The sequence below is a fragment of the Luteimonas yindakuii genome (assembly GCF_004803715.2).
Classification (GTDB): domain Bacteria; phylum Pseudomonadota; class Gammaproteobacteria; order Xanthomonadales; family Xanthomonadaceae; genus Luteimonas; species Luteimonas yindakuii.
In genome coordinates, this window is the sequence record NZ_CP039383.2 from 2,519,144 (window position 1) to 2,531,506 (window position 12,363).

Sequence of the window (12,363 nt, forward strand, 5' to 3'; positions counted from 1 at the left end):
GTTCAGCGCGCCGGCAGCCAACGTGCCGGCGGCGCGCGCGGGGTCAGGCCTCGCTCGACTGCCGCTCGAGGATCGACGAGAACTCTTCGGAGAACGCCTCGTACCGGCTGGCGATGCGCTCCACCCGGGTGGCGAAGCGGTTGTACGCCCACACCGCCGGGATCGCGGCGAACAGGCCCATCGCGGTGGCGATCAGCGCCTCGGAGATGCCGGGCGCGACGGTGGCAATGGTGGCCTCGCGCACATTGGCCAGGCCGTGGAACGAAATCATGATGCCCCACACCGTGCCGAGCAGGCCGACATAGGGCGCGATCGAGCCGACGTTGGCGAGGAACTCGAGGTTCTGTTCGAGGCCATCGATCTCGCGCGAACCGGCCACGCGCATGCCGCGCTGTGCGGCTTCCAGCCGCGAGCGGCTGTCGACGCTGCGGCGCGGGCGTGCGTACTCGCGGAAACCGGATTCGAAGATCGCTTCCAGGCCCTCGATCTCGCGGTTGCGTTCGGTGGCCGCGGCGTGCAGCTTGGTCAGCTCGGCGCCCGACCAGAAACGTTCCTCGAAGCGGTCGGCTTCCTTGGTGGCGCGGTCGAGCAGGCGCTTCTTGCGGAAGATGATCACCCACGAGGCGATCGACGCGAACAGCAGCAGCAGCATCACCAGCTGCACCGGGATCGAGGCGTGGAGGATGAGGCTCCAGACGTCCAGGTCGGTGGGCAGCGCGCCTGCGGCAGCGGCGGCATCGGCACCCGCGGGCAGCGCCTCGGCGGTGGCGGCCGCGTCTTCGGCCAGCGGCTCGACCTGGGTGGCCTGCAGCAACATCGTCAATGGGGTCATGCATCCACTCCGGTTTGATCGGTTCGACACACGGCGGCGCCGCGCATCCCTGTCTGTCGGGCCGTGCCGCGTCCTGCGGCATGACCGTGCTCACTCACCGCCGGCGCCCATCCTGGTCCGGCTGCGCTTCCCGCGCCTTCAGCTCCGCGTACAGCGGTTGCGGGATGGCACGCGGGCGGAAACCCGCCGCGTCCAGTGCCGCCACCCGTACCTCTGCGTCCAGCAACAACGCGTCACCACGGTGGATCGACTGCGCGATCACCAGGCTCGCGCGCCGGCACCCGGTCAACGCCACCGACACCTGCAGCGCGTCGTCGAGCCGCGCCGGCGCACGGAAATCGATCCTCATCGCCCGCACCGCGAACACCAGGTCGTGCCGGGTACGCAGCACGTCCTGCCCGTGCCCCAGCGCGCGCATCCATTCGCTGCGCGCGCGCTCGAGGAACGCGACGTACTGCGCGTGGTAGACCACGCCGCCGGCGTCGGTATCTTCCCAGTAAACACGGACCGGATGGCTGAACATTGCTTGAAACTACCGTGGCTGCACCGCACGCGGCGTGGAGAGCCGCGTCATGGCTCGAAGGGATCGGTGGCCTGCGTCTCGGCAAACAGGTCGGCGCGCGCGCGTGCCGGCAGGCCGAGGTGGCGGTAGGCCTTCTGGCTGGCCATGCGCCCGCGCGCACTGCGGACCAGATAGCCCTGCTGGATCAGGTACGGCTCGATCACGTCTTCCAGCGTGCCGCGCTCTTCCGACAGCGCCGCCGCCAGGGATTCCACGCCGACCGGGCCGCCGTCGAAGTTCTCGATGATCAGCCGCAGCAGGCGGCGGTCGAGGTCGTCGAAGCCCTCGGGGTCGACTTTCAGCATGTCCATTGCGGCACGCGCGACCTCGCGGTCGATATGCCCGTCCGCGCGCACCTGGGCGTAGTCGCGCACGCGCCGCAGCAGGCGGTTGGCGATGCGCGGGGTGCCACGCGCACGCCGTGCGATCTCGGCGGCGCCCTCGCCTTCGCAGGCGATGCCGAGGATGGTCGCCGAGCGCCGCACGATGCGGGTCAATTCCTCGGTGCTGTAGAACTCCAGCCGCTGGACGATGCCGAAACGGTCGCGCAGCGGCGCGGTCAGCAGGCCGGCGCGGGTGGTGGCGCCGATCAGGGTGAACGGCGGCAGGTCGAGCTTGATCGAACGCGCGGCCGGGCCTTCGCCGATCATGATGTCGATCTGGAAGTCCTCCATCGCCGGATACAGCACTTCCTCGACCACCGGCGACAGGCGATGGATCTCGTCGACGAACAGCACGTCGTGCGGCTGCAGGTTGGTCAGCAGCGCGGCGAGGTCACCGGCCTTCTCGATCACCGGCCCCGAGGTCACCCGCAGGTTGACCCCGAGTTCGTTGGCGATGACATGCGACAGCGTGGTCTTGCCGAGGCCGGGCGGGCCGAAGATCAGCACGTGGTCGAGCGCCTCGCCGCGCCGCTTCGCCGCCTCGATATAGATGCCCAGCTGCTCGCGTACCGGCTGCTGGCCGAGGTAATCGGCCAGGCGCTGCGGGCGGATGCTGGCGTCGACGGCGTCGTCTTCGCGGGTGGCGCCGGCAGCGATGATGCGGTTGTCGATCATCGCGCTATGGTCGCACGGCGCCGACGCGCGCGGCACCCTGCGACGGCCGCACCGCACGCCCGCGTCAGATCTCGACGCGGGTGCCCAGTTCGACCAGGCGGTTGCCCGGGATGCGGAAGAAGCCAGACGCGGGTGCCGCATTGCGATGCATCAGCGCGAACAGCCGCTCGCGCCACAGCATCATCCCGCGCCGCGCCGTGGCGATCACGGTTTCCCGGCTGGTGAAGTAGGTGGTTTCCATCGGATCCACGCAGAGGTCCGGGGTGACGTCGCTGCAGCCCATCAGCGCCAGCGGCACGTCGGGGATCTCCATGAAGCCGAACCGCACCCGCACGCGATGGAAGCCGTCGCCGATCGTGTCGACCTTCAGCCGGTCGCGCGCATACGGCATGGTCAGCGACTCCACCGTCAGGAACACGTTGCGCTCGTGCAGCACCTTGTTGTGCTTGAGGTTGTGCAGCAGCGCCTGCGGCACGATGCCGGGGTCACTGGTGAGGAACACCGCGGTGCCCGGCACCCGCATCGGCGGCGCCAGCATCAGCCCCGGGATGAAGCTGTCGGGCCGGATGCCCTGGCTGCGCACGTCCTCGTGCAGCAGCTGGCGGCCGCGGCGCCATGTGCGCAGCAGGGTGAACAGCACCATGCCCAGCACCAGCGGGAACCAGCCGCCCTGCAACACCTTGGCGAGGTTGGCGGTGACGAAGGCGACATCCATCACCAGGAACAGCACGCATAGCGGCAGCACCCAGCGTTGCCACTGCGGCCACAGCGTGCGCGCGACCACTGCCAGCAGCAGCGTATCGATCAGCATCGTCATCGACACCGAGATCCCGTAGGCGGTGGCCAGCGCCGACGACGTGCGGAAGCCCAGCACCAGGGCGATGACGATCACCATCATCATCCAGTTGATCGCCGGGATGTAGATCTGCCCGATGGTCTCGCTGGAGGTGTGGCGCACCTTCATCCGCGGGATGTAGCCCAGCTGCATGGCCTGGCGGGCGATCGAGAACCCGCCGGTGATGACCGCCTGCGAGGCGATCACCGTGGCGGCGGTGGCCAGCACGATCATCGGGATCCGCCCCCATTCCGGCACGCCGAAGTAGAAGGGATTGCGCACCGCCAGTGGATTCTCCAGCACCAGCGCGCCCTGGCCCAGGTAGTTGATCATCAGCGTCGGCAGCACGAACCAGTACCAGGCCAGGCGGATCGGCCGCGGGCCGAAGTGGCCCATGTCGGTATAGATGGCCTCGCCACCGGTCACGGCGAGGATCACCGCACCGAGGATGAACACCCCGCCGAAACTGTGGTCGGCGAAGAACCGCGCCGCCCACAGCGGGTTGAGCGCATGCAGCACCTCCGGTTCGTGGGCGATGTTGCCCACGCCCATGACCGCCAGCACCACGAACCACACCACCATCACCGGCCCGAACACCCGCCCGACCTTCGCGGTGCCGTAGCGCTGGGTGGCAAACAGGGTGACCAGCACCACCAGCGCGATCGGCACGATCCAGTCGTGCAGCTGCGGCGCGACGATCCCCAGGCCTTCCACGGCCGACAGCACCGAGATCGCCGGGGTGATCACGCCGTCGCCGAAGAACAGCGACGCGCCGAGGATGCCCAGCAGGCCCAGCACATAGGCCGACTTCGACCCGGCGGGCAGGCGGCGCTGGGCCAGCGCCATCAGAGCCATGATGCCGCCCTCGCCGTCGTTGTCGGCACGCATGATGATGGTCACGTACTTCAGCGTGACCACCAGCATCAGCGACCAGAAGATCATCGACAGCACGCCGAGCACGGTGTCGTGGTCGGCGACCAGGCCGTAATGCGGCGAGAAGGCCTCGCGGATGGTGTACAGCGGGCTGGTGCCGATGTCGCCGAAGACGACACCGATCGCGCCCATCACCAGCATGGCGAGGCCGGCCTTGCCGTGCTGGACATCGTGGCGGGGGTGGGCGCCCGCAGGAGTGGAACGTGTCATTTCCGGACGGGCGCCGTGGACGGGGTGGTCAGCGAAGCGCGGACTGTAGCGCCTTCCGGATGATGATTTCCGCGGTGTCGCCTTCACCTGCCGCGGCGCGCGCCATCCGTTGCGCTTCGGCCGGTTTGTAGCCGAGCTGCTGCAGCGCCACCGTGGCTTCCGACAGCGGATCGGCAGGCACCGGGCCGCTGCTGGACACCGCCGCGCCGACCGCCAGATCCGCGGCGCGGTCGCGCAGTTCGACCACCATCCGCTCGGCGGTCTTCTTGCCGATGCCGGGAATGCGGGTCAGCGCGGTGATGTCGCCGGTCTGCACCAGCCGGGCGAACTCGCCCACGCTCGCGCCCGACAGCACCGCCAGCGCGATCTTCGCGCCGATGCCGCTGACCTTCTGCACGTCGCGGAAGAGCCGGCGCTCGGGCTCGGTGAGGAAGCCGTACAGCGAAACGCTGTCTTCCTTCTGCGCGTAGTGGGTGAACAGCACCACCTCGCGGCCGACCTCGGGCAGGTCGTAGAAGGTGCTCATCGGCGCTTCCAGTTCATAACCGACGCCGTGGACGTCGACCACCAGCCATGGCGGCTGCTTGTGCGCGAGGATGCCTTTCAGGCGACCGATCATGGGAACTCCTGTGGTGCGTGACGGGGCGCTGCGGGCGTGGCGTGGGTGCGCCCCAAACCGGTCGCGATCCCCGGCCATCGGCAACCGCGCGGAGCAGTCATCGGTGATGACCGGCCTCACCGGCTCCAGGCGGTGCGCGTGCCGACGCCAAGCCGCGCGGCGCTGGCGCGCACATGGGCGTGGGTGATCGCGGCGGCCAGCGCATCGGCGGCGTCGGACTGCAGCTTGCCCTGCAGGTTGAGCAGGATACCCACCATGTGCTGCACCTGGGCCTTTTCCGCCTTGCCGCGGCCGACCACCGCCAGCTTGATCTCGGTGGCGGCGTACTCGTGCACCGGCAGGTCGCGCAGCACCACCGCGCAGATCGCCGCACCGCGCGCGTGGCCGAGCTTGAGCGCGGAGTCCGCATTGCGCGACATGAACACCTGTTCGATCGCGACCTCGTCGGGACGCCAGGTGTCGATCACCTCGCCCAGCTGGTCGAGCAGCCGCCGCAACCGCGCGGAGAAGTCACCCTCGCCCAGCAGCTGCAGCGGCGCGTGGTGGACATGGCGCAGGCGCCCGTCGGGCGCGATGTCGACGATGCCGACGCCGGTGCGCTGCGAGCCCGGGTCGATGCCGAGGATGCGGGTCATGCGGGCGGCGGGATCAGCCATGCGCTGCGCAACGGCCGTGGGTCGCACGCCGTGCATGGCACGCCACGGATAACGACCTGGCAGCGGCCGGGCACGCCAGGGCGCCGCAGCCGCGCATCAGGCCTGGTCCAGCGACGCCTGGTCGACGTTGGAGTAGACGTCCTGCACGTCGTCGATGTCCTCGAGCATGTCGAGCAGCTTGCGCACCTGCGGCGCAGTGTCGGCATCGGCGGCGACATCGGTGTCGGCGCGGAAGGTGAGCTCCGCATGCGCCGGGGCGATGCCGGCGGCGGTCATCGCGTCGCGCACGGCGAGGAATCCCTCGGGCGAGGTGATCACCTCGATCGCGCCGTCCTCCGGATACAGCACCACGTCGTCGGCGCCGGCCTCGATCGCCGCTTCCGTCACCCGGTCCTCGTCGGCACCGGCGGCGTAGCTCAGCACACCGAGGCGTTTGAACATGAAGGACACCGAGCCTTCCGTGCCCATGTTGCCGCCGCACTTGGAGAACGCGTGGCGGACATCGGCCACGGTGCGCACGCGGTTGTCGGTCAGGCAGTCGACGATCACCGCGATGCCGCCGGGCGCGTAGCCCTCGTAGCGCACTTCCTCGTATTCGACACCCTCGAGCTCGCCGGTGGCCTTCCTGATCGCGCGCTCGACCACGTCCTTCGACATGTTCTGCGCCATGCCCTTGTCGATGGCGGCACGCAGGCGCGGATTGTTGGCCGGGTCGCCGCCACCGGCGCGCGCGGCCACGCCGATCTCGCGGATGATCTTGGTGAAGATCTTGCCGCGCTTGGCGTCGGTGGCGTTCTTGCGCGCCTCGATCGAAGGTCCACGACCCATCGGAATGCCCGTTGTGTTGAACGAGCCGCGATTTTACACCGCGCCGGACGCTGCTCCCGCGTGGTCGAACGCGCCCTCGCGCAGGAAGCGGACGGCCTGCGCCACGGCATCCCCGCTGAACATCAGGCCGGTGTGGCTGGCCGGCAGCAGCAGATGGTCGGCCAGGCCCGGCGCCTGCGTCTCGCGCACCGCCACGGTGCCGTCATGCGGCTCGTCGAAACGCGCCACCAGCCCGCCAAGGCCGCGCGGCCGGGTGCCGGCGATCATGCCGACCTCGACCTGCGCCGGCCATTGCACGCAGCCCTGTTCGAGCAACGGGCCCGAGCGGCCCAGGTACGCGGCGGTCAGCGCGCGCGAGCGCAGGGTGCGCGCGGCATCGCTGCCGCACAGGGGACTGCCGATGCAGACGACCCGCCCGGCCGCAGGCGCGTCGCGACGGCGCAATGCCTCCAGCGCGATCACCCCGCCGAGGCTGTGGCCGACCAGATGCGCGGGACCGTCCTGCAGGACTTCGCGCAGTTCGTCGACCACGCGCGTGGCACCGTCGCGGATGCTGCGGTATCCCAGCGTGCCGGCATCGAAGCCCCGTGCGCGCAGCTGCGCGGCGAACCATGCCATCGACACCGCCGGCATCCACAGGCCGGGCAGCACGATGACGCGCTGGCCCGCTGGCTCAGGCATCGGCCGGGCCCGGGTCGGCGGGACGCCTGAGGATGTATTCGAGATCGCGCACGCGCCCCACCGGGAATACGTATTCGCCGGCGCGGGCGAAGCCGTAGCGCGCATAGAAACGCTGCGCGCCGAGATTTTCGGACCACGCGCCGACCCACAGGGTGCGCGGGCCGCTGCGCAGCAGCCACGCCATCGCCACGTCCATCATCCGCGCGCCGTGGCCGCCGCGCTGCCGGCCCTGCACCAGATACAGGCGCTTGATCTCGCCGTCGCCCGGCGCCACGTCCGCGTGCGGCAGGCCGCAGGGGCCGGCGGCGACATGGCCGACCGCTTCGCCATCGTCCTCCAGCAGCCACACCGCGTAATCGGCATGCGCCAGGATCGTGCGCTGGCGCCCGACCGCATAGGCCTCGGCCAGGAACGCGTCGAGATCCTCGCGCGGGTACAGATGGCCGAAGCTTTCGGTGAAGGTGCGCGCCGCCAGCGTCGACAGCACCTGCGCGTCATCGACGGTGGCGCGGCGCAGCGTCGGGCTCATGCGGGGGGCACCCGGCGGCCTCAGCCTTTCGGCCGTACCGCCACGTGGACCTCGGCCAGCTGCGCCTCGGCGATCGGCGACGGTGCGCCGGTCATCAGGCACTGCGCGCCGGTGGTCTTGGGGAAGGCGATGACGTCGCGGATCGATTCGGTCCCCGCCATCAGCGCGGCGATGCGGTCGATGCCGAAGGCGATACCACCATGCGGCGGCGCGCCGTACTTCAGCGCGTCGAGCAGGAAGCCGAACTTCGCCTGCGCCTCCTCCGCATCGATGCCGAGCAGTTCGAACACCGCGCTCTGCATCTCGGGGCGGTGGATGCGGATCGAACCACCGCCGATCTCGTTGCCGTTCAACACCATGTCGTAGCCACGCGAGACCGCCGTCTTCGCATTCGCGCGCAGGTCGTCGATGTCGTCGACCGCCGGTGCGGTGAACGGATGATGCAGGGCCACGTAGCGCTGCGCCTCGTCGTCGAACTCGAACATCGGGAAGTCGGTGACCCACAGCGGCTTCCAGGCGTCCTCGACGAGGCCGAAATCCTTGCCGGCCTTGAGTCGCAGCGCGCCCATGAAGTCGGACACGCGGTTGTAGCCACCGGCACCGAAGAACACGACGTCGCCGTTGCCCGCGCCCACGTGCGCGACCAGCGCGGCGAATGCGGCGTCGTCGAAGAACTTCCGGATCGGCGACGAGACTTCGCCGGCCGCGTCGATCTTGATGTAGGCCAGGCCCCTGGCGCCGAACTTGGCCGCATGCGCGGCGTACTCGTCGATCTGCTTGCGCGACAGCGTGGCGCCGCCCGGGACGCGCAGCGCGGCAACGCGGCCGTCGGGATCGTTGGCGGCATCGGCGAACACCGCGAAGCCGCTGTCCCTGACGAGATCGGCGACGTCCACCAGTTCCAGCGCGATGCGCAGGTCCGGCTTGTCGGAGCCGTAGCGGCGCATCGCTTCGGCCCAGGTCATGCGCGGGAACGGCGCGGCCAGGTCGACGTCGATGACCTCCTTGAACACCGTGCGCATCATGCCTTCGACGGCGTCCTGCACGTCGGGCTCGCGCACCCAGGCGAACTCCATGTCGAGCTGGGTGAACTCCAGCTGGCGGTCGGCGCGCAGCGCCTCGTCGCGGAAGCAGCGCGCGATCTGGTAGTAACGATCGAAGCCCGCGACCATCAGGATCTGCTTGAACAGCTGCGGGCTCTGCGGCAGCGCGTAGAACTCGCCGGCATGCATGCGCGCCGGTACCAGGAAATCGCGCGCGCCTTCCGGCGTGGCCTTGGTCAGGATCGGGGTCTCGATGTCCTGGAAGCCGCGCGCATCGAGCCAGCGCCGCAGGGCCTGCACCAGGCGGATGCGGGTGCGCTGCATGCGCTGCATCTCCGGGCGGCGCAGGTCCAGATAGCGGTAGCGCAGGCGGGTTTCCTCGCCCGGGTTCTCGTGGGCATGGAACGGCAGCGGCGCGGCCTTGTTGACCACCTCGATCGCGGTCGCGACCACTTCGACCTGGCCGGTGGCGATCTTCGTGTTCGGGTTGTGGCGCTGGCGCACCGTGCCGGTAATGCGCAGGCAGTCCTCGTAACCGATGGTCTCGGCGATCGCGACGACATCCGCGTTGCCTTCCGCCTCGCCCGGCTCGGCGACGATCTGCACGATGCCTTCGTGGTCGCGCAGGTCGATGAAGCAGACGCCGCCGAGGTTGCGGGCGACGTCGGCCCAGCCGCACAGGGTCACGGTCTGGCCGATCATTGCCTCGTCGATCAGGCCGCAGTAGTGGGTACGCATGGAAGCTCCGGGGGAATTCGACCCGGCGCCGCCGGGGAACCGGCTATTTTGCGGGGGCGCCCGCGGGGCGGCAAATGCGGGCCATCAGGCGGGCCGCCGCAGGTTTCAGGTCGCGGATGCCGCCGGCGCCGGATCCGCCTTCGCGGCGGGCTTCGCGTCCGCCGCGGGCTTGGCCTCGGTGCTGGATTCGGAAGGCTTGGCGGAATCGCCACCGTCAGCGAGGTTGCGCTTCCTGTCACCGTCCTTCTTGAAATCGGTCTCGTACCAGCCACCGCCGGCGAGCCGGAACGACGGCGCGGTGACCTGCCGACCGAGGGCGGCCACGCCGCAGGCGGGGCACTCGGTCGGATCGGGGTCGGAAAGCTTCTGCAGGCGGTCGAAGGAATGACCGCAGTCGGCGCAGCGGAAAGCGTAGATCGGCATGGCGTGATCGCTGAACGACAACGGGGAGCCGGCATTGTGGGGGCGGACCGCGCGCTTTCAAGTCCACGGCCTGCGGTCTAGGCTGGGCATCCGATCGTTGGAGACCCGCCCATGGCACAGCCGCCGAACTTCCGCACCGTCGTCGCCGCCCTGCTGATCGCGCTGGGGTTGCTGGGCGCGGGCTGGTTCGCGTCGCACGGCATGACCGGGCTGCGCACGGCCGACCGCTTCGTGACGGTGAAGGGGCTGGCCGAACGCACCGTCGATGCCGACCTCGTGGTCTGGCCGCTGTCGCAGACCGTGGGCGGCGATGACCTCGCCGCGGTGCAATCGCAACTCGACGCCAACACTGCGACCATCCGCGCGTTCCTGTCCGGCGCCGGGTTCCCCGACGACGAGGTGGTGGTGTCGCCGCCACGGCTGGAGGATCGCTGGGCCTATTCCTGGGGCGAGAGCCGTCCGCCGGAGCGCTACCGCTACTCCAACACGGTGACGCTGCGCACCGGTCGCGTCGCCGAAGCGATGGAAGCACTGCGTCGCAGCGGGCAGATGGTCGCCGGCGGGGTGATGCTCAATACCGACGAGGGCGGCGGGCCGCAGTTCGAGTTCACCCGCCTGAACGACATCAAGCCCGAACTGATCGCCGAGGCCACCGCGAATGCACGCGCCTCCGCCGAGCAGTTCGCCAACGATTCCGGCGCACGCATCGGCGGCATCCGCAGCGCCAACCAGGGCGTGATCTCGATCAGCGACCGCGACCGCGGCAGCCCGCACGTCAAGACCGTGCGCGTGGTGTCGACGGTGGAGTATTTCCTGAAGGATTGAGGTGGCTCACCGACAGCGCACGAGCCCGTACCAGCCGTTAGGGACAATGCGCGCCTACGCGGCAAAGGACCAGTGCGGTGGGGCCGATGCGGTATTGCAGGGCGGGACTCGCCGTGAATCCGTTTCTGAGGACAGTCCCACCCTTCCCGGCCGTCGAGTCCCGTTGAATGGTCAAGGGACGCTCGCTGGAATCCGGGACCGCCCACCGCGGCCACAGGGGGATGCCCAGCCGGATATCTCCGCGTCCTGCTACCAAATCCGGCCGCCGGCCATCCATGGCCGGCTCTGGACATCCCCCTGTGGCCGCGGCGGGCTCTGACCGGTTGTCGCGTCTGGGAGGACAACAGCGCGCAACAGACGACTGTGGCTCCGGAACCCCTCTCCTGCGTGCGGGAGAAGGGTTGTTGCAGCGACTTCAGCGGCCCATTTTCCGCTCTACGTGCCGAAGCCAACGCATGTCCGAGCCCGTCGCGTGCACCGGGGGGGTGTGGTCCCAGCCGGCCATGGATGGCCGGCGGCCGGCCGTGGTAGCTGGACGCGGACTTCGACCGGGGGAGCACACCCCCCGGTGCGCGCGGCGGGCAGCGCGCAACGCACCGGAGCGAACTCGCCGTCAGCTGGTCAGCGACTGGATGCAGAGATCGACGCGTGAGCACAGCACGAGCAGGACCTGATCGCTCCAGTCCCGACCCCAAGCGAATCGGAGCAGCGGGAGAACGCAGGCGTGTTTGTCACGAGAGCGCTATGACCAGCGCCTTCTGCGCCACACAACGTAAACGCCCTGCAAAGTAGTCGCGCCACGTCTCGACGACCGGGTTCGAGTCGCGCCTACTCATGCCCCCACGGCGTCGGCGGCAGTTCCACCGGACGGGTCAGGTCGAACTCGACCTGGAACATGCGGCCACCGGGGCGCGAGAGTTCGTAGACGAAACGCTGGTCGGGCTCGATCTCCATCGCCCAGGTGTTGGTGACCGACGCGTTGAGACCTTCGCGTTCGAAGGTGGCGATCGACTCCGCATCGACCGGGAATTCCTGCCGCTGCGCCGTGCCAGCGGAGGTGGTGTCACCACCGTACATCGTCACCGCGTCCTCGCTGCCGTCCTCGTGGCGATGGTCGTGCTTGAGGCGCACGCCGGTGTCGGTGCGGGTCAGCACCCAGGTGCGCGAATGGTCGTCGCCAACGTGGAACGGCACCTTGAGCTCGCGGGTCGGGTCGTCGCAGCCGCGCACATGCATCACCAGGCGCTGGCCCTCGAATGCGTCCGGCGTGGTCGGCGCGGGCTCGTTGGTGACGATGCGGCCTTCGAAAGCCTGCCCGCAGTGATGGGCGATCGCGGCCATGAACTCGTCGGCGGGCGCATTGGCGACGTCGATGCCTTCGGCCGGCGCGGTGTTGGCCGCGGAGGTCACCGGCGCATCGGTGGACGCGGTTTCACTGGAGGGAGAGCACGCGGCAAGTGCGAGTGCGACGGCGATCGAGGCGGAAAGTTTGAATGCGTTCATCCACGCACCCTACCCGCCGCCGCCGCGACGCTGCAAGCCGGGACTCCGTTACACCCCGGGCATTGCCATGCATGGTGCGCGGCTTCGG

At 69.5% G+C, this 12,363-nt stretch carries 13 protein-coding genes; 1 reads left to right on the top strand and 12 read right to left on the bottom strand.

Features of this window, described 5'->3' with window-relative positions; all coding sequences use genetic code 11:
* Positions 1-43 precede the first annotated feature (43 nt).
* The 11 genes from tolQ to E5843_RS11760 all read right to left on the bottom strand — a co-directional run bounded on the left by tolQ (position 44) and on the right by E5843_RS11760 (position 9,947).
* Positions 44-832, bottom strand: coding sequence for a protein TolQ (gene tolQ, locus E5843_RS11710; protein ID WP_134674105.1), 789 nt, complete (start codon positions 830-832; stop codon positions 44-46).
* 94 nt (positions 833-926) lie between these two features.
* The gene (gene ybgC / locus E5843_RS11715; RefSeq protein WP_136412724.1) at positions 927-1,355 is read right to left on the bottom strand and encodes a tol-pal system-associated acyl-CoA thioesterase; all 429 of its coding nucleotides are present in this window, start codon (positions 1,353-1,355) and stop codon (positions 927-929) included.
* Between the two features lie 47 nt (positions 1,356-1,402).
* Complete coding sequence (gene ruvB, locus E5843_RS11720) at positions 1,403-2,452, bottom strand: Holliday junction branch migration DNA helicase RuvB (RefSeq protein ID WP_136412725.1); 1,050 nt, start codon at positions 2,450-2,452, stop codon at positions 1,403-1,405.
* Positions 2,453-2,516: 64 nt separating this feature from the next.
* Positions 2,517-4,430 (bottom strand): potassium transporter Kup, encoded by a 1,914-nt coding sequence (locus E5843_RS11725; protein WP_141066017.1) that lies wholly within the window; start codon positions 4,428-4,430, stop codon positions 2,517-2,519.
* Positions 4,431-4,458: 28 nt separating this feature from the next.
* Positions 4,459-5,049 carry a Holliday junction branch migration protein RuvA gene (gene ruvA / locus E5843_RS11730; RefSeq protein ID WP_134674109.1) on the bottom strand — a complete coding sequence of 197 codons (591 nt, stop codon included), beginning with the start codon at positions 5,047-5,049 and terminating at the stop codon, positions 4,459-4,461.
* 116 nt (positions 5,050-5,165) lie between these two features.
* Entirely contained in the window at positions 5,166-5,684 is a 519-nt protein-coding gene (ruvC, locus tag E5843_RS11735) for a crossover junction endodeoxyribonuclease RuvC (RefSeq protein ID WP_134674721.1), read from the bottom strand.
* A gap of 117 nt (positions 5,685-5,801) precedes the next feature.
* Positions 5,802-6,533: a YebC/PmpR family DNA-binding transcriptional regulator gene (locus E5843_RS11740; protein WP_136412727.1), complete on the bottom strand. Its 732-nt coding sequence runs from the start codon at positions 6,531-6,533 to the stop codon at positions 5,802-5,804.
* A gap of 33 nt (positions 6,534-6,566) precedes the next feature.
* Entirely contained in the window at positions 6,567-7,214 is a 648-nt protein-coding gene (locus tag E5843_RS11745) for an esterase/lipase family protein (protein ID WP_166815996.1), read from the bottom strand.
* Positions 7,207-7,743: a GNAT family N-acetyltransferase gene (locus tag E5843_RS11750; RefSeq protein ID WP_136412728.1), complete on the bottom strand. Its 537-nt coding sequence runs from the start codon at positions 7,741-7,743 to the stop codon at positions 7,207-7,209. Before E5843_RS11750 ends, E5843_RS11745 begins: the two co-directional genes overlap by 8 nt.
* Positions 7,744-7,763: 20 nt before the next feature.
* The gene (gene aspS / locus E5843_RS11755; protein WP_136412729.1) at positions 7,764-9,524 is read right to left on the bottom strand and encodes an aspartate--tRNA ligase; all 1,761 of its coding nucleotides are present in this window, start codon (positions 9,522-9,524) and stop codon (positions 7,764-7,766) included.
* 105 nt (positions 9,525-9,629) lie between these two features.
* On the bottom strand, positions 9,630-9,947 hold the full coding sequence (locus E5843_RS11760; protein ID WP_134674113.1) for an FmdB family zinc ribbon protein: 318 nt from the start codon (positions 9,945-9,947) through the stop codon (positions 9,630-9,632).
* 111 nt (positions 9,948-10,058) lie between these two features.
* Here E5843_RS11760 and E5843_RS11765 point away from each other — a divergent pair, with 111 nt between their 5' ends.
* Entirely contained in the window at positions 10,059-10,772 is a 714-nt protein-coding gene (locus E5843_RS11765; RefSeq protein WP_136412730.1) for an SIMPL domain-containing protein, read from the top strand.
* 828 nt (positions 10,773-11,600) lie between these two features.
* On the opposite strand, the gene E5843_RS11770 is transcribed toward E5843_RS11765, so the two are convergent.
* Positions 11,601-12,275 carry a hypothetical protein gene (locus E5843_RS11770; RefSeq protein WP_136412731.1) on the bottom strand — a complete coding sequence of 225 codons (675 nt, stop codon included), beginning with the start codon at positions 12,273-12,275 and terminating at the stop codon, positions 11,601-11,603.
* Positions 12,276-12,363 lie beyond the last annotated feature (88 nt).

Bases quoted from the DNA above. Each gene is read 5' to 3' on its own strand.
- tolQ (WP_134674105.1), bottom strand. From the start codon at position 832: ATGACCCCATTGACGATGTTGCTGCAGGCCACCCAGGTCGAGCCGCTG.
- ybgC (WP_136412724.1), bottom strand. From the start codon at position 1,355: ATGTTCAGCCATCCGGTCCGTGTTTACTGGGAAGATACCGACGCCGGC.
- ruvB (WP_136412725.1), bottom strand. From the start codon at position 2,452: ATGATCGACAACCGCATCATCGCTGCCGGCGCCACCCGCGAAGACGAC.
- E5843_RS11725 (WP_141066017.1), bottom strand. From the start codon at position 4,430: ATGACACGTTCCACTCCTGCGGGCGCCCACCCCCGCCACGATGTCCAG.
- ruvA (WP_134674109.1), bottom strand. From the start codon at position 5,049: ATGATCGGTCGCCTGAAAGGCATCCTCGCGCACAAGCAGCCGCCATGG.
- ruvC (WP_134674721.1), bottom strand. From the start codon at position 5,684: ATGACCCGCATCCTCGGCATCGACCCGGGCTCGCAGCGCACCGGCGTC.
- E5843_RS11740 (WP_136412727.1), bottom strand. From the start codon at position 6,533: ATGGGTCGTGGACCTTCGATCGAGGCGCGCAAGAACGCCACCGACGCC.
- E5843_RS11745 (WP_166815996.1), bottom strand. From the start codon at position 7,214: ATGCCTGAGCCAGCGGGCCAGCGCGTCATCGTGCTGCCCGGCCTGTGG.
- E5843_RS11750 (WP_136412728.1), bottom strand. From the start codon at position 7,743: ATGAGCCCGACGCTGCGCCGCGCCACCGTCGATGACGCGCAGGTGCTG.
- aspS (WP_136412729.1), bottom strand. From the start codon at position 9,524: ATGCGTACCCACTACTGCGGCCTGATCGACGAGGCAATGATCGGCCAG.
- E5843_RS11760 (WP_134674113.1), bottom strand. From the start codon at position 9,947: ATGCCGATCTACGCTTTCCGCTGCGCCGACTGCGGTCATTCCTTCGAC.
- E5843_RS11765 (WP_136412730.1), top strand. From the start codon at position 10,059: ATGGCACAGCCGCCGAACTTCCGCACCGTCGTCGCCGCCCTGCTGATC.
- E5843_RS11770 (WP_136412731.1), bottom strand. From the start codon at position 12,275: ATGAACGCATTCAAACTTTCCGCCTCGATCGCCGTCGCACTCGCACTT.